Raw genomic sequence first — 25,216 nt, forward strand, 5'->3', positions numbered from 1 at the left:
GACTGGAACCGACTCCCTCCCCAGAACCACACGCCTCAGCCACAAGCGCGTGTCCACGGCACTTGGCAGAGATGCCAAGTGCCTGCCAACTACCCGTGGAATATGTCATTTCGGCGTGGAACCTACACCGGCCGATATCGCGGTTTACGCAAGGATCATCGGGATCCTGTAGGTTCCCGCTCGAGATGGCGAGGAATGCCGCGATTCCACGGTAGTTGGCTGGGGTTTCGGGTTCAGGATTCCGCGAGTAGTGGCGGATTCTTACAAGAGCTCATGGCCGTCGCGGCGATCGGCTACACACCATGCAGCGTGTCCGAACCGGCAGCGACGCGCTCTCCCCGGCCGCAGCAGCGCCCCCCGACGTGAACGGGAATACTCTCGTCAATCGGGGAGCTCCGGCAGGCGTCATCCTCCGCCGGGCAGATGCTCGAGGTGCCCGATGGCCTCCTCGAGCAGTTCGGAGACGTGGTCGTCGAAGAGCGAGTAGTGGATGTGCCGGCCGTCGCGCGTGCCAAGGACCAGGCTCAGATGCCGCAGCAGCCGCAAATGGTTCGATGTGGTCGTCTGTCCGATGTGCAGCTGTTCGCTGAGGTCGGTCACGGTGCTCGGCTGAACACTCAGCGCGCTCAGAATGCGCAGCCGCACAGGTGACGCCAGTGCCTGCATGATCTCGGCGAGACGCTCAGCATCCGCTACGGACAGGGTGCCTGCTTCCCGACGCGTCTCAGTACCGGCCATGCTCACCATTGTGCCCTCCGACCACGATAATCATTCACAACTACAATATATCATGATCTTGTGATGTATCCTGGTCGCATGACTGCTTCTTCCCCGACGACTACCGCGCCCGCTGCGGAGACGCACGACCATTCCCACGGTTCGGCCCGGTGGGAGCTGTGGTTCGCGATCGCCGCGGGCGTGACCTACGCCGGCGGGATGATCGCCGAGTTCGCGTTGGGGCTGCCGATGGTCGGGTGGCCGTTGGTGTTCTTCCTCGCCACCTACTTCTTCGGTGGGTTCTTCACGTTCCGCACCGCGATCGCCTCGACGATGCGAGGGAAGTTCGAGGTCGACTTCCTCATGCTGGTGGCCGCGATCGGCGCCGCCCTCATCGGCCGGTGGGCGGAAGGGGCGGTGCTGCTGTTCCTGTTCAGCCTCGGCCACGCGCTCGAGGAATACGCCCTCAGCCGTGCCAGCAAGTCCATCGAGTCCCTGGCCGAGCTCGCTCCCCGCAGCGCCCTGGTGCGCCGCGGCGGGGACGAGCCGGTGGAGGTGCCGGTGGAGGAGATCGTCGTCGGGGACATCGTCGTCATCCGCCCGAACTCCCGCATTCCCTCAGACGGGTTCGTGATCTCCGGGGTGTCCGCGGTGGATCAGTCCGCGGTCACCGGGGAGTCGATTCCGGTGGAGAAGGAGCCGGTGGCCGACCCGGAGCGGGCGATGCGCACCGTCGACACCCTGCCCGCCGCCAACCGTGTGTTCGCCGGCACCGTGAACGGGTCCGGCGTGCTCGAGGTCGAGGTCACCGCGACCTCCGCGGACTCGACGCTCAGCAAGGTCGTCGAGCTCGTCCGCTCCGCCGACCAGGCCGCCTCCCCCACACAGCAGTTCATCGACCGGTTCCAGCGTTGGTACGTGCCCGCCGTGATCCTCGGGGTCGCCGTCACCCTCCTGATCTCCTGGCTCGCGTTCGCGCAACCGTTCCCCGACGCGTTCTACCTCGCCATGACCGTGCTCGTCGCCGCCAGCCCCTGCGCGCTCGCGATCGCAACCCCGGCCGCGGTGCTGGCAGGGGTCGCCCGTGCTGCGCGTGCCGGGGTGCTCGTCAAGGGCGGCGCCCCGCTCGAGACGCTCGGGCGGGTCAAGGCGATGGCGTTCGACAAGACCGGCACCCTGACCTGGGGTGCCCCCCGGGTGACGTCCGTCACCCCCGCCGCCGACGTGCCCGAGTCCGAGCTGATCCGCACTCTGGTCGCTGTCGAAGCGCTCAGCGATCACCCGCTGGCCGAGGCGATCGTCCGCGACCTCGAGCCCCGCGTCCCCCAGGCCGAGCGCCTCACCGCGACAGACCTGAACGCGGTCGTCGGGCGTGGCGTCACGGCGACGATCGACGGCGAGCGGGTCGACGTCGGCAACCTGCGCATGTTCGACGAGCAGCAACTCGCGCTGACCGGCACGCTCGCCGACGCGTACACGCAGGCGCGGGACTCCGGGCAGACGCTGATGATCATCCGCCGTGGCGACCGGTTCCTCGGCATCGTCGGCGTGATGGATGCGTCCCGCGCGGAGTCCGCCCAGGTGCTCAGCGCGCTCCGGGGCGCGAACGTGGGGCAGCTCGTGATGATCTCCGGCGACAACCAGCGCGTCGCCGACGCGGTCGGCCGGGAAGTCGGCGTCGACACCGCGATCGGCGAACTGCTCCCCGAGGACAAAGTCGCTCAGATCACCCGCCTCGCCGAAACCCACCGACCGATCGCGATGGTCGGCGACGGCGTCAACGACGCCCCCGCGATGGCCCGCGCCGACGTCGGCATCGCGATGGGCGCCGCCGGCTCCACCGTCGCGTTGGAAACCTGCGACATCGCGCTGATGAGCGACGACCTCGGCCGCGTCCCGTTCGCCGTGCGGCTCAGCCGCGCCACCAGCCGCATCATCCGGCAGAACCTCATCGCCAGCCTCGCGATCGTCGCGTTCCTCATCCTCGCCACCTTCCTCGGCCTGAACATCGGCGCGGTCGTACTCATCCACGAAGGCTCCACCCTGATCGTCGTCGGCAACGCACTCCGCCTGCTCAACTTCGAGCGCGGCAAAGAGCACCACGGCATCGACCACGAAGACAGGCCCACCGCTTGAGAGACTCAGCCGGCGCAGGCGACGGCCTCCCTTGCGCGGCTATGTGGCCCAGCAGGATTGCACGGTGCCGGTCGTTGCCTGCGCGACGGTCGGGATGGTCTCCACGAGTGCTCGTGTGATCTCCTCGGACGCGGGGTACTCGATGACCCGCCAACCGACGATGCCGAAGTCCTCATCCAATGCCTGCACCGCGCATGCGAACGACGTCCCAGCGGGTGGCGTGGCTTGGAAGGATACGGTCACGGTGCGCGCATCGACCAGCTCGTATCCGGTCTCGTCGAATCCGACGTCGTCGAGCGAGTTCGAGACAGTCAGCCACGAAAGCCCGGCGACAGACAGGATTGCCGCCGTCGCGACGGTGACCCAGAACACGCGGCGGCGGATGGGCCGCGGTCCCCGACCGTAGCGGTCGGCGAGCTCCTCTTTCGTCGTCACGTAGTGCGCCCTATCTGCGGCTGCGAGCATCGCGGTCGGCGAGCTCGGTGAGGCGTGCGTTGTAGGCCTCGAGCTCGGCTTCGCCGGTGCGGTCGGCGTGCCGGTCTCGCCGCTTGGTCTCGCGGTCGTCGCTGCGACTCCACTGAATCGCGACCGTGATCGCGAGGATCAGGGTGGGGATCTCACCGATCGACCACGCGATACCGCCGCCGGTGTACTGATCCTCGAGCGGTGTGACACCCCAGGTGCGACCCATCGACCCGAACCAGTCGGCGACCATCAGCCCCGACTGCATCATGATGGCGATGCCGAAGAACGCGTGCATCGCCATCACACCGATGAGCAGCAGCAGCCTGCCGGCGTAGGGAAGCCGCCACGGCACCGGGTCGATGCCGATCAGGGAGAGCGCGAACAGGTAGCCGGTGATGAGGAAGTGCGCGATCATCCACTGGTGGCCGAGGTGGTCGTACAGCGACCAGCGGAACAGGTCGGTGTAATAGAACACCCACAGTGAGCCGATGAACAGGGCGGCCGCGACGAACGGGTTCGTCAGGATGCGGGCGACGGGCGAATGCACCGCCCACAGGATCCACTCCCGCCCGCCGCGGGTGCCGTCGTCGCGTTTGCGGATCGCCCGGGCGGCGAGGGTCACCGGGGCGCCGGCGACCAGCAGCACCGGGATCGCCATCGTGAGCAGCATGTGCCCCACCATGTGCATGCTGAACAGGTAGTCCTGGTAGACGTTGACGACGCCGCCGGTGACCCAGACCAGCAGCACCATGCCGGCGACCCACATGATCGTGCGATACACAGGCCACGCGTCGCCGCGCCGGCGCAGCCGCCACACCCCGGCGAGATAGAAGAAGATCGCGAACCCGGCGAGCACCGCCCACAACATGTCCACGTTCCACGCGGTGACCCACCGTTCGATCGTGAGCTCCGGGGGCAGCGGGGCACCGGTGAGGCGTTCTGCCGGCGAGGGGATCTCGGGAAGCGGGGCCGGGTTCGGTGGCGGAGTGCGGGCCAGCGCTGCGGCGGCGCCGCTGGCCACACCCATCAGTGCCAGCTCGAACGCGATGAGCATCCAGAAAGGGCGGGATGCCGCGTCGGAGCTGCGCATCCTGCCGATCAGGCGGGTGCGGTACCACGCCCCGAAGAGGCCGAGGCCGACGAGCGCGACGACCTTGATGCCCAAGATCGCGCCATAGGGCGAGAGCAGATCGGACCACTCCTGCAGGCCGATGGCGGCGCGCACCGTGCCGGACACGGCGACGAGCACGAACGCGGCCAGAGCGATGCTCGAGTAGCGGGCGACGAGATCGGGGATGCGGCGACGGTCGAGGGCTGGACGGACGGCGATGAGCAGCAGGAGCCCGCCGAGCCACACCGCGGCGCCGATGATGTGCAGGATGAGCGCCATCATCGCCTCGTGGTGGAAGGCGTCATCGCCGGAGTGCCCCTGCGTGCCCATCGGCACGAGCGAGGCCACCGCCACCAGGGCGACCAGAAGCGTCCCGACCCAGGACCGCACGGCGAATGTCAGGACGGTGAGGGCGGCGCCGGCGACCGTCGTGATCAGCCATGTCCTGCCGACCTCGAGCTCGACGAGGAACCGGCCGAGCTGGGCACCGAACTGGGGGCCTGCGTCGATGGCCGGGTTGAACACGCTGAGAAGCGTGAGGAACCCGGTCGCGCCCGCGGCCACGGTGAACAGGGCTGCAGAGATCGACGCGGTATCGAGGGCGACGTCGAACTCGCGCTCACCGGCCCGCAGCGTGAACAAGGCGGTCACGAGCACACCGACCATGCCCGCGGCGGCGAGATTCACGACCAGTTTCGTGACCGGAAGCCCCCAGCGCACAACAGGGCCGGCGTCGCCGAGTGGGATCTGCGCAGCACCCCCACCGAACCACAACGCCCCGACCAAGGCGATGAGTGTGACCCCGCCGAGGATCGCAGGCCCTGCGACCCGCAAGACGCGAGGAGTCATTCCTGTCGCGGTCGGAGTGACCGCTGTCCGCGTTCAGTGGCATCCGCACCCGTGGTGGCGGGAATCGAGAGTATCGGGGTCATGTGCGTGCTTTCGGCTCGGGCAAGAGGGCGGGGCAGGGGTGCGGGGTCATGTGAGCCCGGAGTAGGAGTGGAGGCCCTGGAAGAACATGTTCACGATCGTGAAGTTGAACAGCACCGCGACGAACCCGATGATGGACAGCCAGGCGGAGCGGGTGCCGCGCCAGCCGCGGGTCGCGCGGGCGTGGATGTAGCCGGCGTAGAGCACCCAGATCACGAACGTCCACACCTCCTTGACATCGAAGCCCCAGTAGCGACCCCAGGAGTCGTTGGCCCAGATCGCGCCGGCGATCAGGGTGAACGTCCAGAACACGAACCCCACGATCGCGAACCGGTACGCGAGGGACTCGAGCACGTCGGCGGCGGGCAGAGTGCGCAGAAACCCAAGACCGTCGGCGCGGGCAGTGTCCGAGGATGCTCGGGTGCGGCGCTCCCGGCGGGCCTGCAGGAGCTGGGTGATGGAGATGCCGCAGGCGATCGCGAACAGGGCGGTGGCCAGGGACGCGACGAAGACGTGGATGACCAGCCACACGCTCTTGAGCGGATCCATCAGCGGAACGACCTCGACGTAGAACGAGACCGTCGCGCCACCCAGCAGCAGCACCACCATGCCGATCAGGAACGCACCGAGGAAGCGGAGGTCGTAGCGGCGCAGCACCAGCAGGTAGACGGCCACGATCAAGACCGTGCCGGTCAGCGCGAACTCGTACATGTTCGCCCACGGCACCCGCTCCGCGGCGATGCCGCGCAGGATGGTGCCGGCCAGGTGGAACAGGAACGCGAGGACCGTCAGCGACGTCCCGATCCGCGCCCACAGCAGCCGTTGACGCTGCGCGGGCGGCGTGCGAACACTGTCCACCGACCCACTCTGGGCGTTGTCCGTCTGCTGGCCCGCCCGTGCGGTAGCGCCGGCCAGGACCGGCTCCCGCTGCGGGACGCTGGCGGGGACGGAGCGCCCGGCCAGGTCGATGGTGTACGCGATGAACGCGAGCAGGTAGGTGGCGATCGCCGTCCACACCAGCAGCAGTGAGATGCCGTCGAGGGAGAGCGCGTCGGTTCCGGTCATGGCAGGGTCGTCCTCTTCGTCGTTGCGGTCAGGGGGTGCCCGCGAGCGGGGTGGCGCGGTAGATCCGTGCACATCGGTCAGCCCGCGTTCGCTTCCAGCCAGGCCAGCGAGTCCACGGCCGCGCTCAATGTTCCCGCCGTCAGCAGAGTGCGCCGGCTCACCCCGGCCCGGAATGCGCGGCTCTCCGCGGGCGTGGGCGCGCACCCACACTCCTCCGCCGTCAGGTCACCAGGAAGGGTGAGATCGCTGCCCGTCGCCAGCGTTCGCAGCGACCAGGCCAGTCGACCTCCGGCAGGCCTCATCCGTGGCGTGTTCATGGGTGCCTCCCCGGATCAGTCGAACGATCTGCGGCGGCCGCACGCGTGCGGGCACGGTGGGAGAACCCCGCCGCGGTGAGAGCGCCGGCGGCAGCGAGGACGATGAGAGCGGTGAGCCAGGGACCGAGGATCACCGCCGGGGTGAGTCCGGTGCGCAGCGGGACGGTGGTGATCGACGCGTCAACGGTGTCGACGCCGATGCTGTCGACGGTGGTGCCGTCCGGGGTGATGACCTGGCTGGTGCCCACCGTGGAGACGTTGACGACCGCGCGGCCGGTTTCGATGGCGCGCATCCGGGCGAACGCGAGCTGCTGCAGGTTCTCGTCGGTGCCGCGGAAGTCGGCGTTGTTGGTCTGGAACACGAACACCTCTGCGCCGGCGCGGGCACCGTCCCAGATCACGGCGTCGTAGATCACGTCGAAGCAGATCGCCAACCCCACCCCGACGTCGCCGACCTGCACGAGCGGCGGGTTGCTGCCGGGGGTGTATTCGCGTTGGATCAAGCCCACCAGGTCGGGGACGATCAGCTCGTAGAACCACCGGTCCGGCACGTACTCGCCGAACGGGACCGGGTTGACCTTGTCGTGCCACTGCCGGCCCGTGGGATCCGCGGTCCACAGCAGGGACGTGTTGAAGACATCGTCGCCGCGGGTGGTGGCGGCGTTCATCAGCAACGGCGCCCCGGCCGAGCGCACGACCCGGTCCAACGCCTCGGCGGCGGCGGGATCACTGAGCGGGTCGGCGTCGACGCCGCCCTCCGGCCAGGCCAGCAGATCCATCGGCTGCCCGTACAGCGGCACCGTGGCGGCGGTCTGCGCGGCCAGGACGTCGCCGGGCACCTTGTCGTCGAAGTACCCGGTGGGGCCGTTGCCCTGCACCCATCCCACGCGGAACTCCCCGGCCGGCGCGGTGGGGAACTGCGGCGCTATCACCAGGAGAGCGGCGACGCTCACAGCAGGGTGCAACCCGAGCATGAAGCGGATGCCGCCGGCGCGGATCCACTGCACCACAGAGGCGCACAGAATGACGATCAGCAGGGACAGGCCGGTCACGCTCGTCCACGACACGGCCTCCGCGAGCGGGCCGCCCACCTGGGTCATCCCGAGGCGCGCCCACGGGAACCCGGAGTACGGCCACGCACCCATCACCACCTCACGGGCCGTCCACAGAACCCCGATCAGCGGCGGTACCGCGAGCAGCTGCACGAGGCCGCGGGCCGGATAGCGGGCGGTCCACCGGTAGGCGAGCGCGATCGGCACCGCGCCCGCGCCGAACAGGACCGCTTCCAGCCCGGCGAGGGCAAGCCACGGCACCGGGCCGAGGAACTCCCCCACCCACACCAGATGGGTCGTGTAGAATACGGCGCCGAACACAGTGCCGACCAGCAGCGCCCCGCCGATGCTGCGGCCGATCAGGGCCACCAGGGCGACCGTGACACTCACGAACGTCAACGGCCACCACCCCACCGGTGCGGAGGCGAGATCCAGCAGCAGGCCGGCGGCCGCGGATGCCAGCACCGCCGCCCACACCGGCAGCGACCATGCCGCCACGGTGCGGCGCGGCGTCTCCTGCTCCGGCGCGGCGGCCGGGGCGGGTGTCGGCAAAGGCGTGCGCATCGGTCAGGTGTCTTTCTGGTGGAGTCGGGTGAGGTAGTCGTTGTACGCGTCGAGCTCAGGGTCGCCGTGTGCGTCGGCGCGACGGTCGGCGGCGACCGCTTGGGCGGTGTCGTCGCGGAACCAGCGGTGCATGACGTAGATGAGCATCAGCAAGGTGGGGGCCTCGCCGTAGGACCAGGCCAGCCCGCCGGCGAGGCGCTGGTCTTCGATCGGGTCGATGCCCAGCGCGCTCGTCGGGCCGGCGAACCCGTCGATGAGGGTAGTGGTGGCCATCATCAGGAAGACGCCGAAGAAGGCGTGCAGGGCGGCCTCGGCGAACACGTCCAGGGCGCGGCCGCCGTGGCTCATCCGCACCGGCAGCGGGTCCGACGACAGGATCGGGATGGTGAACAGCATCCCGGCGACCAGGAACCCGACCTCGAGGAGGGTATGGCCGGTGACGGTGGACAGGATCGGATCGGCGAAGTTCGCCAGGTACAGACCGTAAAACGCGGCCAGGTATAGCGGCACCGCCAGCCACGGGCTGAGCAGCCACCGTGCGGTGCGACTGCGTAGCCCGGCGTGCGCGGCGCGGAGCACCAGGAGACCTGGGCCGTGGTGCGGGGTGGCGCGCAGCAGCAGGGTGCCGGGAGAGCCGAGGACCAGCAGCGGCGGGATCGCCATCATCAGGGTGAGCTGCTGGAACATGAACACCGAGAACAGGGCGTACCCGAAGTTCTCCACCGCCAGGCCGGTGACCGCGGCGAGGGCGACGCAGCCGAGCAGGAAGCTGACCGTCCGCCACACCGGCCAGCCGCGGCCGCGGACCCACATCCGGATCGCACCGGCCAGGTAGGCGACCGCGAGGAGTCCCGCGAGGAGCGGTAGCACCGGAGCCGGAAGCGGGGCCGGGGTGAGGAACCCGCCGAGGGTCGGCGGGGCGTCCGGGATCCACACGGTCGTCACGGTGTGTCCTTCGCAGGCTGGTCTACGCCGAGGGCGTGCGCGTGGCGGGTCGCGAACTCGTCGACGGCGCGCGCCAAAGCGGGGTCTTCGCCGCGGGCCAGTCCCGCGTACTCGACGTGCACACCATCCGGGGTGGTGCGGGCTTTCACCCAGAGCCGGCGGCGGGGCACGAACAGGCCGGCGAACAGGCCGAGGGTGGCGAGCACGGAGAACGCGAGCACCCAGCCGCTGCTGGGGTCGCGTTGGATCTGCAGCGACGCGAACCGCTTCACCGGCTCCTCCGCCGTGACCTCCTCCCAGGTGATCGTGCCCCACCCGTTCGGCAGGTCGACGGTGGCGCCGGGGGTGAGCTCAAGGGAGTCGGCGGCGGTGTCGCCGCCGGTGTGCTGGGTGAGCCCGTCGACCTCGAGCGTGTACACCGACCTCGGAGTGCCGTCGTCGATGCCGAGATCCCCGCTGAACACGTTGAGAGTCAGCACCGGATTGACCACGTCCGGGTAGACGGAGGTGAACGCGCCGGAGGGCAACACCCCCTGGGTGGGGTAGAAGAACCCGACCAGCCCGACCTGTTCGGGCAGCCCGTCCGGGATCTTGATGATGCCCAGCGAGGTCATGTTGGAGTCCTGCGGCAGGAACGGCTGCGACTCGCTGTACACCACCTCGCCGGCGGCGTCGCGGATCGTGAGGGTGGGGGCGTAGCCGTTGCCGAGCAGGTAGATGCGATCGCCGTCGACGGTGATCGGGTAGTTCACGATCACGCTCTGCGCCCGATCGTCCTGCCCGGGTTGGCGGATGGTGATGTCGGCGGAGAAGTCTCCGGCCTGGCCTGCGCCGGGGGTGCCGGGCAGCCGGTAGGAGACCTGGAAGTCGTCGAGGGTGAGCGAGTAGGGGGCAAGGCCCGTGCCGTCGACGAAACGGCCGGGGTTGAACGAGGAGTAGTCGCTGAGCGCGTTCACGAACGTGGTGCCCTCCACCACCACCCGCTGCCCGGTATACGCGAACGACCCGCCGATCGCGACCGAGACCAGCACGCCGACGAGGGCGACGTGGAAGATCAGGTTGCCGGTCTCGCGCAGGTAGCCGCGCTCGGCCGACACCGACGCGGCTCCGCGGGCGTCGTATCGCTCCACCCGGTATCCGGCCTTGCGCAGCTGCTCTGCCGCGACGTCGATCGCGTGCGCGGCCGGGTCGGTCCTCCCTTCCTCTCTCGGCAAGGTCAGTTCCCGGTACTCCGAGAGCCGCGACAGCCGGGCCGGGGTGCGAGGGGGGCGGGAGCGGAGCGCCTTGTAGTGGTGCTTGGCGCGCGGGATCACGCAGCCGATCAGGGAGGTGAACAGCAGCAGATAGATCGCGGAGAACCACGGCGACAGGTACACGTCGAACAGGCCGACCGCATCGGCGAGGGGGAACACGTCAGGGTTGTCCCGCTCCCACTGGATGACACCGTTGGGGTCGGCGCTGCGCTGCGGGAACAGGGACCCGGGGACGGCGGCGATCGCGAGGAACAGCAGCAGGACCAATGCGGTGCGCATGCTGGTCAGCTGCCGCCATGCCCACCGCAACCACCCGGTGATGCCCAGCGCCGGCTGGGTGATCTCCGTCGCGGATTCGCTGTCGGCGTGGTCGCCGGGGCGTAGCGGGTCGGCGGTGACGTCGATGCCGGTGTCAGAGCGGGAGGGGGACATTGATCACCACCTGTTGCAGCTGCGACATCAGTGCCGTCCACAGCCCGGTCACCATCAGCAGGCCGAGGGCGATGAGCATGGCCCCGCCGATGATGTTCAGGGCGCGGATGTGGCGGCGCAGGAACGTCACCGATCGGGACGCCCACCCCCATCCGGCCGCGAGGATCAGGAACGGGATGCCCAGGCCCAGCGAGTACGCGAGCCCGAGCAGGCCCGCGCGGGCGGGGTCACCGAGGTTCCACGACATAGAGATGATCGCTGCGAGCGTCGGGCCGATACAGGGGGTCCAGCCGACGCCGAGCGCGAACCCGAGAAGCGGCGCCCCGATCAGCCCGGTCCTACCCTGGGCGCGAGGGCGGAGGGTGCGCTGGGCAATGCCGAAGAAGCCGAGGAACACCAGGCCGAGGGCGATGATGACGACCCCGAAGACGCGAGTGAGCACATTGGCGTATTGCAGCAGCAGGTACCCGAAGGTGCCGCCGAGGATCGTGACGGCGACGAACACCACGGTGAACCCGGCGATGAACAATGTCACGCCCAGCAGCAGCCGCGCGCGCTCCGCCGTCACCGTGCGCCCCCCGTCCAGCGTGGGGGCCGCGGTCGTCGTGGTGGTGCTGCCGAGGTAGCCGAGGTAGCCAGGCACCAGCGGCAGCACGCACGGGGACACGAACGACACCAGCCCGGCGAGGATCGCGACCGGGATCGCGACCCACAGGGCGCCGTCGACGATCACCGCTCCCGGATTCATGAGGTGTCCTCGGCGAGGGTGTCGGCGACCAGGGTGGACAGGATCGACGCGCTGGCCAACTGCCCGATGATCCGCGCCGCGACCCGCCCCTCCTGGTCGATGACCAAGGTGGTGGGGGTGGCCTGGATCGGAGTGACCTGCGCGAACGCGAGCTTGACCCGTCCGTCGTTCACGTCGATCACGCTCGGGTAGGTGACGTTGTTGTCACGGGCGAACGACAGTGCGGTGGCTGGCTGGTCGTAGGTGTTCACCCCGAGGAACGCGACGCCCTGGTCCTGATACTCCTGCCAGACCTCCTCGAGCATCGGGGCTTCGACGATGCACGGCCCGCACGCGGCGTACCAGAAGTTCACCACCAGCACCCCGCCGCGGTAGTCGTCACTGGACACCGTCTCCCCGGTCTCGGTGACGCCCTCGAACACCACCGGCTCCCCGCGGTCGGCATCCGGGATCTCGACGATCTGGAAGTCACCGGCGATGTAGCCCTTCTCGCTTCCGTCCCGGTACTGCTGCGCGAGCGAGTCGCTGGACGTGCACCCGGCCAGCAGCAGCGCCGCGACCAGCGTCATGGCGGCAAGGACGCGGCGGCGGATCATGCGCGCTTGACCTTGATCAGGGCGCCGGCGACCAGGAACACGACCGCGGCGACCGGCTGCGCCGCAGTCCACACCGGGCCGGTGAACGGGAACGGGAACACCGGGTTCCAAATCACGGCGATCACGACGAACACAGGCAACCACCACCACTGCCGCGCCTGGATCGCGAACCACCCCACGATGACCGCGAAGATCGCGGCGACGAACAGCACAACGGTGAACCAGTCCCCGCCCATCAGTACCGGCGCGAGGAACAACACCGCCGCCGCGAGCAGCCCCGGCGCGAACGCGTTGCGCTGGTATACGGACGAGGTCCGCTGCTTCGCCATCATGACCCGCTCACCACGGAGCCCGTCGCAGGCGCCGCGCTGTCCGCGCTGACGCGGGAGCGGCGGTGTCGGGTCCACAGGCTCAGGCCGAGGACGATGACGCCGGCACCGAGGGCGACGTCGGCGAGGTTGCCGATGAACAGGTTCCCGTAGGCGAGGAAGTCGGTGACGTGCCCGACCCCGAACCCAGGGGGGGAGAACAGCCGGTCGATCAGGTTCCCGATCGCGCCCCCGAGGATCAGGCCGATCCCCATCGCCCACCATCCGGTCCGCGCCCGCGCGGCGGCGACGACCAGCAGCACCACGGCACCGACCCCGAGGAGAGTGAGCAGCCCGGTGACCCCGGCTCCGAGGGAGAGGATCGCGCCGGGGTTGAACGCGAGCTGCAGCCCAAGCAGATCCCCCAGCAGCGGGATCCGCTCCTCCTGACTCAACCCTCCCAGTGCGGCCGCCTTCGTCGCCTGGTCGACCAGGACCACCACAGCGGCGGCCAGGCACGCGACCGCGAACCGCCGGGTCTGCTCACGAACCATCAGCGGCTCCTCCTGCGTTCGCGAGGGCCGCTGATAACCCGGTCATCAGACCGGCTATCAGGAAGAGGTTTTTGGTGTCAGAAGTCGAAGAGGTCACCGAGGAACCCTTCCTTCCGCCGACGCCCGGAGCGACCGTGATGATCCCTGTCGCGGTCAGAACGGTGGTCGCCCTCGCGCGGATAGGGGGCGGTGCTGGTTTGCCGGCCGCCGCCGGCAAGGTCGGCGGCGCGGTCGATGATCTTGTCGAGCTCGCCACGGTCCAGCCAGACGCCCCGGCACTGCGGGCAGTAGTCGATCTCGACCCCGGAGCGTTCCGTGATCAGCAGGGCGGTCCCGTCGACCGGACATTTCATGAGGGGTTCTCCTTCTGTTGCTGGTCGTCGGCGGTTCCACCATCCGCGGCGGCCGCGGCCGCGGCTGCTCGGTCGCGGCGACGACGCTCTCTGGCCACCATGAGCACGACCACCAGCGCGCCGCCCAGCACGATTACGCCACTCAGGACCGCAAGGACGGGGAGGAGTTCCCCACCTCCGGATGGCCCGTTGTGAACCTCTCCGGACGTATTGGCGGCAGATGTGGGAGACGGGTCGGGTGTCTGCTCCTCGGTCGCTTCGGGGGTAGGGGCGCTGGTGGGGACGGTGACCGCTTCGACGGTGTACTGGTACTCGTTGCTGATCGGGTGCCCGTCGCTGGACACGACCCGCCACCGCACCGTGTACACGCCCGCCTGACCAGGCGTCACCGCCTGGGTGACCGTGGTCCCGTCGATGACCGGATCCCCCGATGCGATGTTCTGCCCGTCCGGGGCGACCACCTCAATGATCACGGCGCTGAAATCGGTGAGGATCTCGCCGCTGAACGTCAGCGAAATCTCCTCCGGGACCACGCTGACCGTGGATCCGGCTTCCGGGGAGGAGGAGACGATCTCATCGTGCGCGGCTGCGGGCGCCGCGGTGGCGAACAGGAGCCCGGCGGCCAGCAGCAGCGTCGTCAGAGTGGACAGGAGGAGGATGCGTCTCCGTGAGCCGGATCGGTGCGGGTGTTCGTGGTCGGTGACGGTGGTCAAGGCGGTGGTCCTTTCAGGGCCGGTTGATGATGTGCTGGGCGATCGTCGTCGCGTCTTTCCAGACCCCGGCGAGGGTGTCGGAGCCGCGGCCGCCGTACTGCGGCATCCCCGCCACGAACAGCCCGGGCAGGCCGGTCAGGGTGCGCCGCGGCCGGTCGACGCGGGCCGGTTCCGGGAGCCAGTCGTCGCCAGGGGTGTAGCCGGTGGCGAGGATCACCGAGCGGGGGGATGCCTGCGTGCCATCGGCGAAGGTCACCCCGGCGCCGGCCGCGTCCTGCACCGCAGCTGCGATCGTGACCCCGACGCGGCGCAGCTGCTCATAGCTGTCGCCGAAGATCGGCTCGGGGCGACGCTCCCGCGAGAACAGCGGCACCCTCTCCCCCGCCGCGGCGGGATAGCTCATCGCGGGGCGATGCTGCCGCCGGGTTCGCACGGACAGCGTCACGGTGTGCGACGCGGACAGTTCGCGGGCCAGCTGCACACCGCTGTTCCCGCCGCCCACGATGAGCACGTCGCCGACGGGGATCTGCTTCGGGTACAGGTACTCGCTGCTGTGCAGCACCACCCCGGGCATCGTCAGCAGAGACGCCCACTCCGGAATCCGCGGGTGCGCGGCCGCGCCCGTCGCGCAGATCACGTTGCGGGTCTGCACCTCCCCTGCCGTCGTCGACAGCAGCAGAGTCGAGCCGTTCCCGCGATGCTCCACCCCGGTCGCCTGGATGCCCCAGACCGTCTCCACGCCCAGCCCGGCTTCCACGAAGGTGAGGTAGTCCGCCATCTCGTCCACTCGCGGATGCCGGCGCTGGTCACCCAGCAGCCGCCGCGGAGACAGCGCGCTATGCCGGGCGTCGCTGAGAAGCTCCATCGAATGCCACCGTGAGGACCAGGAACGCTGCCCCGTGCTGGCGGCGTCGATCACCACAAACTCGTGCTGCGGCCGCAGCCCTTCCGCGGCCAGAGCCGCGGCAACCGCGAGCCCAGACTGCCCGGCGCCGACGATGATCGCCCGCCGATGCGTCAAACCCGCCCGCATCACCGGCCACCGTTCACCGCAGCCTGGATGGCGTTCTCGAGGTCGTCCCACTCCTGCAGCTCGAGCAGCTCACCGTCGAGGAAGAACGTCGGCGTGCTGCTCACCCCGAGCGCCTGGCCCTCCTCGAAATCCAGCTCCACCCGCTCCGCCGTAGCCGGGTCCGCCACGGCGGCGTCATAGGCGGCCATGTCCAGACCGATCTCCTCCGCGAAGCCACGGAACAGGTCGGCGCGAGACTCCTGCGCCTCACCCCACTCCGCCTGCGTCTCGAACAACCGGACATACATGTCCTCGAACCGGTCCTGCTGCGCGGCCGCTTCCGCCGCGACCGCCGCGTTCTTCGAATTGAAGTGACCGGGCAGCGGGAAGTAGCGGACCACATACGTGATCTCCCCAGCGAACTGCTCCCGCATATCCTCCACGATCGGGAAGAACGCGCCACACGCCTCGCACTCGAAGTCGAGGAACTCCACCAGGGTGACAGCGCCCTCCCCGCCGTCGTCGAGGACATGCGAGCTCTCCCGCACCACCTGCGGGGATGCGTCACCGCCCCCAGATGAAGGTGGAGCGGACTGGCTCTGATTGACAAGGACATAGATCAACGCGGCGATCACCATCACCACCACAACGGCAATGGTGACGAGCGTCGCCTTCACAGGGGTTTTCATCGGGTACTCCAAACCAAGACACGGCACAGGACAGAACCCGGGCACGCAGCCCGGGACGAAGCGCCACCCGGAAAGGGTGGCGTGCCAAATGTCAGGTTCGGGAAAGACCCAACTGCGTCAACGAAAAGACAATCGGGTGAGCACGGGCAGCCGGCGCCGGAAGCAGCGAAGGCATCCGTGGCCCGTCACCGAGAACCGGAGGCATCCGCCGACGCCACAACCCCCGCAGCACCACCATGAACGTCAGCCCGCACAACACGCCCAACATGCACAGCGCAACGCCCACCAACGCGTTCGGCCCAGAAACGACGCCACCGGCGACCGCCTCATGCTCGACTGGGGCGTCTGCCACGGGCTCGACGTGGGGGTCCATGAACCCAGAAATCACCAGCGGAACAGGAGTCGAACCGTCCGCCTCTGTGTGACCCGTCGCTGCCAGACCCAACATCAGCAGCAGCGCCAAACCGACGCTGGTAATGAGCCTCATTATCAACAATTGCTCATTCAGCGTCGTGGAGCGCGGAGTCCGGGCCGAAGAGACCATCGCCCACAGCCTACCGTGCGCACCTAAACCCATTCGGAGCCCGGTTCACCCGAGCACGGGAGCGCCGGCAGCGCCGGCCGGGTCCGGCGCGGCTAGCCGGTCAACCAGGACGATGACGACGGCAACGGTGGCGAAGGTGGCTTTGATGGGGGTCTTCACAAGGGCCGGTTCCAAGTCGGGCGGTGTTCTGCCACCGCGGGGCGAGGGGTCGGTGGTCAGGCGTGGGCGGGTTCGGGCTGGCGAGCGGGCACCGTGGCGAGTTGCCGTAGCGCAGCGGGGCGACGGGCGGCGCGGACGCCATTGAGGATGACGACGACCTCGGCGATCTCATGCACCAGCACGACGCCGGCGAGCCCGAGGATGCCGAACAGGGCGAGCGGGAACAGCGCGACGATGATCGCCAGAGCCAGACCGATGTTGGCGGTCATGATGCGTCGGCCGCGGCGGGCGTGGGCGAGGGCGCCGGGGATGAGGCGGAGGTCGTGGCCGATGAAGGCGACGTCGGCGGACTCGATCGCCGCCGCGGAGCCTTTCACACCCATCGCGATCCCGACCGTCGCCGTCGCCAGTGCCGGGGCGTCGTTGATGCCGTCGCCGACCATCGCGGTCGGTTGCTGCGTGACGAGCGCCTCAATCGCGGCGGCCTTGTCGGCGGGCAGCTGCTCGGCGCGAACGTCGGTTACGCCCGCCTCGGCGGCGATGGCGTGGGCGGTGCGGGTGTTGTCGCCGGTGAGCATGATGGTCTCAATGCCCTGCGACTGCAGCATCCGGACCGTCTCGGCCGACTCCGGGCGCAGCTCGTCCCGCACGCCGATCAGGCCGGCGATCTGCCCGTCCGCCTCGACCACGACGACGGTCATGCCCTGCGCGGCAATCGCCTCCGCGTTCAACTGCTGGCCGGCGGGATGGAGCCAGCGGACATTGCCGACCCGGATCGCCCGGCCGTCGACGGTCCCGGTGATGCCATGCCCGGCCTCCTCGACCACCTCCGTTGCGGGGCTGGCGACGGGTGCGGCCGCGATGATGGCCGCGGCGAGGGGGTGGGTGCTGGTGGCCTCCACGGCGGCGGCCCAGGCGAGCAGGTCGTCGCGGGTGATACCGGGTGCGGGCTGGACGTCGACGACGGTGGGCTCGTTGCGGGTGAGGGTGCCGGTCTTGTCGAGGGCGACGGCGCGGATCGTGCCGAGCTGCTCGAACGCTTCACCTGACTTGATGACGACGCCGAACTTTGACGCCGCTCCGATCGCGCTGATCACCGTCACGGGCACCGCGATGGCCAGCGCGCACGGGGATGCCGCAACCAGGACGACGAGGGCGCGTTCGATCCAGGTCCACGGGTCGCCGACCAGCAGCCCGAACAGGGCGACCACGGCAGCGGCGATCAGGACGACGGGAACGAGCGGCTTCGCGATCCGGTCGGCGAGGCGTGCCCGGTTGCCCTTGCGGGCGTGGGCCTGCTCCACGAGGGCGACGATCTGGGTGAGGGAGTTGTCGCGGCCGTCCGCAGTTGCCTCGATCCGCAACGTCGCCGCCCCGTTGACCGAACCGGCGGCGACCGGATCGCCGGGGCCGACCTCGACCGGGATCGACTCGCCCGTGATCGCCGACGTGTCCAGGCTCGACCTACCCTCCACGACCACGCCGTCTGTGGCGATGCGATCGCCGGCACCGATGACGAGGATGTCCAGCTCACGCACGTCCGCGGCGGGGATCGTGACGTCGCTGGTTAGGCGGGAGACGCGGACAGTGTCGGGGATGAGGGACAGAAGGGCGCGCAAGCCTTCCTTGGCGCGGTCCATCGCCCGGTCTTCAAGCGCCTCGGCCAGGGAGAACAGGAACGCCAGGGTCGCGGCCTCGCCAACGTGGCCGAGCAGGACCGCGCCGATCGCGGCGATGGTCATCAGCAGCCCGACCCCGAGGCGACCGCGGATGAGGCGGCGGATCGCGCCGGGGACGAAGGTGTAGGCGCCGGCGAGCAGCGCCGCCCACTGCAGCACCAGCGCCGGGATGTGCAGACCAGTCCACTCGAACGTGTATCCGGCGAGGAGGAACAGCCCGGACAGCGCGGAGGGAAGCAACGCGAAGTCGCGCCACCAGGGCGGGCGGACCTCCGGCTCCTCGTCCGCCTCGGTGGGGGTGGTGGCGAGGTCGGGGCCGCAGCAGGCATCGCCCGCATCGTGCACCGCGCTTGGCGCCGCGGTCTTGGAGGAGGGTTCCGCGGCGCAGCAGGCGTCACCGGTCGAGAGCGGCCGGGACAGTTCGATGCGCCGGACCGTACCGGGCTTGCGCGGCTCGTTGGGGCCGCAACACTCTTCGCTCACTGCACGCTCTCCTTCGTTGCGGGGGCGGGCGTCTGCTCTAGGAACGTGAGCGCGGCCAGTGCGTCATCGGTGCCGGTAACGGAAAGGCGCAGGTCGGGGTGGGTCGTGTCGATCGCCCAAGTCGCGAACGCGCAGCAGGACTGCTCGGTGCGGACCAGCTCCGTCAGCCGGGCGGTCGCGTCGTCGATCTTTGGGTAGTGGACGGTGATCTGGGCGGCCGTCCTGTCGATGTCGAGGAGGTAGTCGTCGTTGAATTCCTGCCACGCGGCTAGCTGTGCAGCACCAGCGCCGGGCGTCAGCGTGCAGGCCACCGGCAGCAGGTCACGGTCGATGAGGCTCATGCGCAGCACTCGCACTGATCGTCCATGCACGGGGCGCCCTCGTCGACGGCGACGACCGCCTCGAGCAGCTGTCGCAACCCCTGGGTCAGATGCGGGTCGGCGATCTCATACCGGGTGCGCCGACCTTCCGGTGTGGCGACGATCAACCCGCAGCCCCGCAGGCACGTCAGATGATTCGAGACGTTCGTGCGGGTCAGCTCGAGATCTCGTGCCAGCTCAGCCGGGTAGCCGGGAGCGTCCAGCAGTGTGAGGAGGATCCGGGAACGGGTCGGGTCGGCCATCGCCCGACCCAGCCGGTTCATCACATCGAGGCGAGAAGTAAGAGTCAGCACAGGCTGACTATACATTCTCCGCTGTACTAATGCGAGGGCGGATGAGTCGCGGTACCCCGGCGACCATGACCACCATTGCGACGAGCTCCACCAAGGTCTGAGTCACTACAACCAACGGCGTCAGAGCGAAAGATGCCGGCAGCGCGAGAGCGAGCGGGAGCACGACCAGCGAGTTGCGGGTGACCCCGCTGAACGTGGCCGCCCGGCGGCTGGGAACATCCAAGCGTGCCGCGCTCCCGAGGAGCGCACCGAGTGGTGCCACGATTAGGACGAACACGACGAACACGGGAACCGCGATTAGCAGCTGGCCGAGAGCGCTGCTCACGCCGAAGACCTGCGAGCCGATCACCACGGCGAGAGTCAGCATCATCAGCGGCACCATTGCCGCCAGCACCACGCCCTCGATCGCGCGGCCGGCACGGAACCGTTTCGCCAGCAGCTGCGTGGCGGCGGCGAGAACGAGCGGCAGCACGATCAACAACAGAAATGCCTCCACGAACGGATGCGGGTCGAACGCACCCACCACCTCGGCGCCGGCCATCAGCCACAGGTACACCGGCAGCAACACGATCTGCAGAAGCATCAGCAGGGGCGTGGCAGCAAGCAGCCGCGCACGTGCACCGCCAGCCAGGCCAGTGAACACAATCACGTAATCCACACACGGCGTCAGCAGCACGAACAACACCCCAACGAGCACCGCCTGATCAGCCGCCACGGCGCGACTCAACCCGAACACGACCACCGGCACGACGACGAAGTTCAGGACGAGCACGACGCCCAGGAACCGCCAATCCGTGAAGGCCCGGCCGATCGCCGTGAACGGCACCCCCAGGAACGTCGCGTACAGCAACAACCCGAGCACGGGATTGATCGCCGACTCGAGCGGATCCGCCACCGCCGGCACGAGTAGACCGACCACCGCACCCACGGCGATCGCTGCGAGGTAGAGCACTACCTGATGCCGCTCCCACCACTCCACAGCTGTGCACACGAGCACAAGCCTGTCGAATGTAGCCGGTTCCACGCAGTCCCCGCCGGGGTCGCCGTTATCGCGCGTACGTATCGCTCAGTGCCCCCGTTGACCGTCGACATCGATGGCAACCAGGTCAGCGCCGACCCTGAGACCCCGCAGAATCGCATGATCGATCGCGTGTTCAACCTGAATGCAATGCTCCCGGCAGGTGAAACCATTCTCATCTCACTCACCCCCGAAGAATCAGATACGACGACCTCGAAGCCGTCGATCTCGCAAGTAGGTCAAGTGTTCGCCCTCATACCGGATGACGCCGCTGTGGAAGCACGCGCCACCGGGAGGCTATCGGTCGCCGCTGTCACATCGTCCGGGACCGAACTGACCGACTCCTCTGCGTCGCGAAAGGCATAATTGTGGTCGACTACATGGTTCAGCACACCCAGAATTGGTTGAACGCCACATACGGTGGACACCCGCAGTGGAACCACGTCACGGAAAGCGGGTTCACTGGATGGGAGACCATTTTCGGTCTCATTCGGGGTCTCCAGATTGAGTTGGGCATCAACACTCTCGCAGACAATTTCGGCGCTGGAACGACAAGTGCCTTCACGTCACAGGTCGGCGCTGTCTCGGCTTCGACGAGCAAACCAAATGTTATACACCTGGCCCAGGGTGCACTCTGGTGCAAGGGGTACGTCGGTGGATACGCATGGGGGACCTACGACGGCGTCGTGCAATCATCGGTCCAGACCCTGACCACAAACATGGGGTTGACGCCCGCGACCTCGATCTCCCCGAAGGTCCTGAAGAGCCTGATGTCAATGGATGCCTATACACTGCTCTCTGGCGGAACGAACGAAAAGCGCGCGGTCCAGCAGTGGCTAAACGGGAAGTTCAGCAATCGTTCCGCCTTCAATATCCTGCCGTGCGATGGTCTGTTCTCACGAAACACGCAACAAGGCATGATGTACGCCATCCAGTACGGGCTGAACATGTCGGATAGCGTCGCGAACGGAAACTTCGGTCCCGGCACCAAGACTGGCCTGCAGGCCAACGCCAACGTGAGCCAGGGCAGCACCGACTACGACAAGAACTGGGTGAGGCTCTTCCAGGGCGCACTTCGGTTCAACGGATATGCCAGCCCGTTCTCAGGCAGCTTCGACGCAGCAACCACCAGCGCGACTCGGGACTTCCAGCAGTATGCTGAGCTCCCTGTACATGGCTCCGGCGACTACCGAACATGGGCGTCGCTGCTCATCAGCACCGGTGACGAAACCCGGCCAGGCATCTCCAGTGACATGTCCACTCAGCTGAATGCAGGACTCTGCAACGCTCTGTATTCGGCGGGCTACCGAACCGTCGGACGTTACCTTACGGTTACCAGCAAGCGTTACCTCCCCGGCGAGCTGAAGACAATCTTCGACGCGGGGCTCGAGACTTTTCCGATCATGCAGGAGGCCGGCACATCGATCGGATACTTCAACAAAGAAATCGGCGAAGGGCACGCTCAGCAGGCGGCGCGAAGACTCCGTCAGCTGGGCTTCGCTGCTGGCACGACCGTGTTCTTCTCCGTTGATTTCGATGCGACAGATGACGCGATCAGCGCTGCCGTCATTCCATACTTTCAGGGAGTGAAGGAGCGCCTCGCGAGAACACGCGTGGGATACAAGATCGGCGTCTATGGAACGCGCAATGTGTGTGCGCGGCTGATCAACGGAGGGCTGGCGGAAGAAGCCTTCATCGCGTCGATGTCCTGGGGTTGGAGCGGCAACCTCGGATACCCACTGCCGCCGGCATGGTCGTACGACCAGATCCAGAACTACGCACTCGCAGGCACCAGCGGATTCACACCAGACGGCACGAGCATGGAGATCGACAAGAACGTCCAGTCATCGCGCGCTAGCCCCGTAGGAAAGTTCGACGTGCTCGCAACGCCGCTCGTGGCGGGAGCATTCGATCGTTTCTATTGGATGGTGACGCATCTCACGGTTCTAGCGGAGATCACGGGGTACAACATCGGACTGACCGATCAATCTCACGCGGTGCTCTATTATATCCAAGGCAAGAACGCTGAGTACCTCACCGCAAAGTTCGTTGCCTACCTACCACCGCCCGTGGGCTTCGCGACCGACTTCTTCAACAGCTTCCCGAGCTGGGCGACAGCCCAGGAGAGCACCGCTGCAGAGACCGACTTCGTCGGATCGTTCGCGGTACCCGGCGGCACGCCCGCCACGACTCCACACCTGGCGGTCACCGCCCGCGGGTACCTGAAATACGGTCGTCCGACAACTGGTCAGCGGTCGACCGCTGAAGTGGCTGATCTCGGAGGTTGGGTACTCGACCTTGTGACGCTCTGGATCAATTTCGCGGAGGATGCCACCATTCCCCACCCCGCGACGTACAGTGCCACCAAGACCTGGTTCGCGAAATACCTCGGAGTCCGGGACTCAAACGAGTCCACACAGAAGAGCTTCAGCTTCGACGACCTCGTTGGGGACATCGACGGCTACCTGATCGGCTCCCTCGCGAGCGACACCCCCAATCGTCCACTCGACGACGTCGTTCGCGAGATTCGCACCAACATCGCCGCCGACCCGCTGTGGCGCTACAGCGCGTTCTACTCGCAGCGCTTCGGCAGCAGCATCGCGAACGCCAAGGCCGCCGCAACCGATGTGTTCACCTCAGGGAACATCTTCGTCGACACTGCTGTGAGATTCACATTCGACGGCATCACGATGGACGTCCGCAGCGGGTACCAGGGGCCAGGGATCCCGCCTACGGCGACTGAACTCAATGCGATCTCCGATGTCTGGGCTACTCTGGTTTCCACCATGGCAACCTCAGGCGCCGGCGCGGCGCCCGCGCCATGAGACGGCTCGCATCGGTCGTCGCCATGCTCGGTGTCCTGTTGTTATGGGGCTTCGTCGGGGCGGTGAGCTTCTTCGCGTTCGTATCGACGAGCGGTGTGGGACTTGCCGCCTCCGTTGGGCAGCTCAGTATCGGTCAGAACCCGGTGCCATGGGCTGGGGCTGCGCTTCTCCTCACGGGACTTAGCGCGCTCGTGCTCTACCTGGCGCTGTACTGGCGAGCGCGCAGCTCACTTCGAGTGGCATGGGTCGTGGCCGCGGTTCTCGGGGCGCTGCTCGCGCCCGTCGTCGGTGCGTACGCGTTCATCCAAGCGCTCCTGCTGACCAGCGCCACTCGTGGCCCCCTCACGGAATCCAGTTACGAGAAGGACCTCCTCGTGGAGGCAGCACTGCCGAGCTGGACATGGTGGCTGCTCCTGCTGATCGTCGGGTTCATCGCGACGTCAGTGTTTCTCGGTCGAGGCCCTCGGATAGCCGCGACGGCAAACGACAGCGCACCACGACGATTCGCCTGGTACGTGTACGCGGCACTCAGCACTGTCCCTTTGTCCTGCGTAGGGGCCTTGGTCACAACGTTGCTCTTCTCGGCAGCACCGGGATGACCGACGCTGTCGGCCGCTCCGCCGCCGACAGCCCATGTTTCCTGGTCATCCTCGGATTGCATGTTCGCGTGGTTCGCAGAATGACCGTCGGTCTCTGACACAGCGTTGACCAAGACCCCCGATCTTGGACGAGTACGCCTTCGGAGTTCTCCGCGCGGGGGCCAGTGCCTTCCTCGTCGAGACTGCAACTCACGACGAACTCGTGGATGCCGTACGCGTCGTCGCTCGAGGCGAGACCATCGTGACGCCCCGCATCACGCGGCAGCTCATTGACGCCTACACCGGCCGCGACCAGCCCGCCTCGGGCGGACAGGGCCTCTCGGTTCTGTCCCCCCGAGAACGCGACGTTTTCAACGCGATCGCGCTCGGCCTCTCCAACGGCGAGATCAGCCAGGCATTGCATCTCTCACCCGCAACGGTGAAAACGCACATCAACCGTGTTTTCGCCAAACTCGACGTCCGAGACCGCGTACAGGCTGTGATCTTGCTCACCAGCTCGGTCTCACCATCGGTGGTCAAGCGAACTAGTGCGCGAACGCGGCGGGGCTGATCCCTAGACGCCGCGGTCTCGAAATGAGACATTTCTCTGTTCTGCTTCGGGAGGTCAGCATGGGCGACGATGAACCGGCGTTCGATTGGGAAGGCGTCATCCGCGAGATGATCACGCGTGCGACCGAGGCGGCGCCCACCGAACCGGGTGTCTACAAGATGCCGTGTGGGGAGTGTGTGGTCGATTTCTTCATCACCGCTGAGGGCGAGGAGCACTGGCTCGTCGCCGGGGACGACCGCTCCTACACTCGTGAGACCGTCGCGATCGCCCGTCACGGAGACCACCCGTGGGAGCGTCTCTACACGCTCGCTGACGCGGCAAGGGAAGTGGCGCGAGTCGCCGCCGCGAACGGCGGCGACATCGACCGAGTACTCGTGGAGCTGGTCGAAGCAATCGACGACCGCGAGGTCGCACGCGTTGTGCGTGAGCGCGACGGCATGAGCGCTGGACCGCTCGAAGATGTCGCGGCACGCTTCGGGGTCGACCTCGATGATCTCTAGGAACATCTACACCCGTCTAGCGAAACGATAGATATACCTAGATTTCGCGAGCGCCGCGCTCACCGAAGGAGGGCCGCAGTGAACGAGTATCCGTGGTTCGACTTCGACCAGGTGGACTTCGTCACCTCGGACCAGCACTTCAGCCACGCACGGATCAGCGAACTCGCCGACCGCCCGTTCGCGACCGTGGAAGAGATGAACGCGGAGCTGGTGCGACGGTGGAACG

The 25,216-nt window shown here is 67.7% G+C and carries 27 protein-coding genes; 6 read left to right on the top strand and 21 right to left on the bottom strand.

Annotated features, from left to right (window positions below; genetic code table 11):
* Positions 1-405 precede the first annotated feature (405 nt).
* Positions 406-738, bottom strand: a complete 333-nt coding sequence (locus tag WBP48_RS09320) for an ArsR/SmtB family transcription factor (protein ID WP_045246029.1) — start codon at positions 736-738, stop codon at positions 406-408.
* A gap of 78 nt (positions 739-816) precedes the next feature.
* Between WBP48_RS09320 and WBP48_RS09325 the strand changes: the two genes are divergently transcribed.
* Positions 817-2,853: a heavy metal translocating P-type ATPase gene (locus tag WBP48_RS09325; protein ID WP_048809453.1), complete on the top strand. Its 2,037-nt coding sequence runs from the start codon at positions 817-819 to the stop codon at positions 2,851-2,853.
* Positions 2,854-2,892: 39 nt separating this feature from the next.
* Here the strand turns inward: WBP48_RS09325 and WBP48_RS09330 are convergent, their stop codons facing one another.
* The 20 genes from WBP48_RS09330 to WBP48_RS09425 all read right to left on the bottom strand — a co-directional run bounded on the left by WBP48_RS09330 (position 2,893) and on the right by WBP48_RS09425 (position 20,489).
* Complete coding sequence (locus WBP48_RS09330) at positions 2,893-3,288, bottom strand: DUF4307 domain-containing protein (protein WP_045246023.1); 396 nt, start codon at positions 3,286-3,288, stop codon at positions 2,893-2,895.
* A gap of 10 nt (positions 3,289-3,298) precedes the next feature.
* Positions 3,299-5,278 carry a cytochrome c oxidase assembly protein gene (locus WBP48_RS09335; protein ID WP_424439399.1) on the bottom strand — a complete coding sequence of 660 codons (1,980 nt, stop codon included), beginning with the start codon at positions 5,276-5,278 and terminating at the stop codon, positions 3,299-3,301.
* Between the two features lie 129 nt (positions 5,279-5,407).
* Positions 5,408-6,424, bottom strand: a complete 1,017-nt coding sequence (gene ccsB / locus WBP48_RS09340) for a c-type cytochrome biogenesis protein CcsB (protein ID WP_045246027.1) — start codon at positions 6,422-6,424, stop codon at positions 5,408-5,410.
* A 77-nt stretch (positions 6,425-6,501) separates the two neighbouring features.
* On the bottom strand, positions 6,502-6,741 hold the full coding sequence (locus tag WBP48_RS09345; protein ID WP_424439402.1) for a hypothetical protein: 240 nt from the start codon (positions 6,739-6,741) through the stop codon (positions 6,502-6,504).
* On the bottom strand, positions 6,738-8,357 hold the full coding sequence (gene lnt / locus WBP48_RS09350; RefSeq protein ID WP_101305216.1) for an apolipoprotein N-acyltransferase: 1,620 nt from the start codon (positions 8,355-8,357) through the stop codon (positions 6,738-6,740). Before lnt ends, WBP48_RS09345 begins: the two co-directional genes overlap by 4 nt.
* 3 nt (positions 8,358-8,360) lie before the next feature.
* Positions 8,361-9,302 carry a cytochrome c oxidase assembly protein gene (locus WBP48_RS09355; protein ID WP_045246896.1) on the bottom strand — a complete coding sequence of 314 codons (942 nt, stop codon included), beginning with the start codon at positions 9,300-9,302 and terminating at the stop codon, positions 8,361-8,363.
* Positions 9,299-10,987 carry a cytochrome c biogenesis protein ResB gene (resB, locus tag WBP48_RS09360; RefSeq protein WP_045246897.1) on the bottom strand — a complete coding sequence of 563 codons (1,689 nt, stop codon included), beginning with the start codon at positions 10,985-10,987 and terminating at the stop codon, positions 9,299-9,301. Before resB ends, WBP48_RS09355 begins: the two co-directional genes overlap by 4 nt.
* Positions 10,968-11,735, bottom strand: a complete 768-nt coding sequence (locus WBP48_RS09365) for a cytochrome c biogenesis CcdA family protein (RefSeq protein ID WP_045246898.1) — start codon at positions 11,733-11,735, stop codon at positions 10,968-10,970. The genes resB and WBP48_RS09365 overlap by 20 nt, the downstream gene beginning before the upstream one ends.
* Positions 11,732-12,331, bottom strand: coding sequence for a TlpA family protein disulfide reductase (locus WBP48_RS09370; RefSeq protein ID WP_045246899.1), 600 nt, complete (start codon positions 12,329-12,331; stop codon positions 11,732-11,734). The genes WBP48_RS09365 and WBP48_RS09370 overlap by 4 nt, the downstream gene beginning before the upstream one ends.
* Positions 12,328-12,663 (bottom strand): DUF6804 family protein, encoded by a 336-nt coding sequence (locus WBP48_RS09375; protein WP_045246900.1) that lies wholly within the window; start codon positions 12,661-12,663, stop codon positions 12,328-12,330. Before WBP48_RS09375 ends, WBP48_RS09370 begins: the two co-directional genes overlap by 4 nt.
* Entirely contained in the window at positions 12,660-13,193 is a 534-nt protein-coding gene (locus tag WBP48_RS09380; RefSeq protein WP_045246901.1) for a signal peptidase II, read from the bottom strand. The genes WBP48_RS09375 and WBP48_RS09380 overlap by 4 nt, the downstream gene beginning before the upstream one ends.
* Positions 13,194-13,270: 77 nt before the next feature.
* A complete protein-coding gene (locus WBP48_RS09385) occupies positions 13,271-13,546 on the bottom strand; it encodes a zf-TFIIB domain-containing protein (RefSeq protein ID WP_045246902.1) in 276 nt (91 codons plus the stop codon).
* The gene (locus tag WBP48_RS09390) at positions 13,543-14,259 is read right to left on the bottom strand and encodes a copper resistance CopC family protein (protein ID WP_048809232.1); all 717 of its coding nucleotides are present in this window, start codon (positions 14,257-14,259) and stop codon (positions 13,543-13,545) included. Before WBP48_RS09390 ends, WBP48_RS09385 begins: the two co-directional genes overlap by 4 nt.
* Positions 14,260-14,272: 13 nt before the next feature.
* The gene (locus WBP48_RS09395; protein ID WP_231902747.1) at positions 14,273-15,280 is read right to left on the bottom strand and encodes an NAD(P)-binding domain-containing protein; all 1,008 of its coding nucleotides are present in this window, start codon (positions 15,278-15,280) and stop codon (positions 14,273-14,275) included.
* Between the two features lie 11 nt (positions 15,281-15,291).
* Complete coding sequence (locus tag WBP48_RS09400; RefSeq protein WP_045246904.1) at positions 15,292-15,960, bottom strand: DsbA family protein; 669 nt, start codon at positions 15,958-15,960, stop codon at positions 15,292-15,294.
* 91 nt (positions 15,961-16,051) lie between these two features.
* Complete coding sequence (locus WBP48_RS09405) at positions 16,052-16,504, bottom strand: hypothetical protein (RefSeq protein WP_294979014.1); 453 nt, start codon at positions 16,502-16,504, stop codon at positions 16,052-16,054.
* Between the two features lie 215 nt (positions 16,505-16,719).
* The gene (locus tag WBP48_RS09410) at positions 16,720-18,825 is read right to left on the bottom strand and encodes a heavy metal translocating P-type ATPase (protein WP_048809234.1); all 2,106 of its coding nucleotides are present in this window, start codon (positions 18,823-18,825) and stop codon (positions 16,720-16,722) included.
* A complete protein-coding gene (locus WBP48_RS09415; protein ID WP_048809235.1) occupies positions 18,822-19,166 on the bottom strand; it encodes a hypothetical protein in 345 nt (114 codons plus the stop codon). Before WBP48_RS09415 ends, WBP48_RS09410 begins: the two co-directional genes overlap by 4 nt.
* A complete protein-coding gene (gene cmtR / locus WBP48_RS09420) occupies positions 19,163-19,498 on the bottom strand; it encodes a Cd(II)/Pb(II)-sensing metalloregulatory transcriptional regulator CmtR (protein WP_067165134.1) in 336 nt (111 codons plus the stop codon). The genes WBP48_RS09415 and cmtR overlap by 4 nt, the downstream gene beginning before the upstream one ends.
* A gap of 7 nt (positions 19,499-19,505) precedes the next feature.
* Positions 19,506-20,489 (bottom strand): bile acid:sodium symporter, encoded by a 984-nt coding sequence (locus WBP48_RS09425; protein WP_204947467.1) that lies wholly within the window; start codon positions 20,487-20,489, stop codon positions 19,506-19,508.
* A gap of 87 nt (positions 20,490-20,576) precedes the next feature.
* On the opposite strand from WBP48_RS09425, the gene WBP48_RS09430 reads away from it, so the two are divergent.
* From WBP48_RS09430 to WBP48_RS09450, 5 genes are all read left to right on the top strand, one after another.
* Positions 20,577-20,882, top strand: a complete 306-nt coding sequence (locus tag WBP48_RS09430) for a hypothetical protein (RefSeq protein ID WP_409047722.1) — start codon at positions 20,577-20,579, stop codon at positions 20,880-20,882.
* Positions 20,883-20,884: 2 nt separating this feature from the next.
* Positions 20,885-23,341 carry a glycoside hydrolase domain-containing protein gene (locus tag WBP48_RS09435; RefSeq protein WP_424439417.1) on the top strand — a complete coding sequence of 819 codons (2,457 nt, stop codon included), beginning with the start codon at positions 20,885-20,887 and terminating at the stop codon, positions 23,339-23,341.
* On the top strand, positions 23,338-23,940 hold the full coding sequence (locus WBP48_RS09440; protein WP_409047724.1) for a hypothetical protein: 603 nt from the start codon (positions 23,338-23,340) through the stop codon (positions 23,938-23,940). Before WBP48_RS09435 ends, WBP48_RS09440 begins: the two co-directional genes overlap by 4 nt.
* Before the next feature lie 241 nt (positions 23,941-24,181).
* On the top strand, positions 24,182-24,490 hold the full coding sequence (locus tag WBP48_RS09445) for a response regulator transcription factor (RefSeq protein ID WP_424439420.1): 309 nt from the start codon (positions 24,182-24,184) through the stop codon (positions 24,488-24,490).
* A 59-nt stretch (positions 24,491-24,549) separates the two neighbouring features.
* Positions 24,550-24,990, top strand: coding sequence for a zinc ABC transporter ATPase (locus WBP48_RS09450; protein WP_424439423.1), 441 nt, complete (start codon positions 24,550-24,552; stop codon positions 24,988-24,990).
* Positions 24,991-25,216: the final 226 nt, after the last annotated feature.

Origin of the sequence: Microbacterium sp. (assembly GCF_049661145.1) — a bacterium.
Classification (GTDB): Bacteria; Actinomycetota; Actinomycetes; order Actinomycetales; family Microbacteriaceae; genus Microbacterium.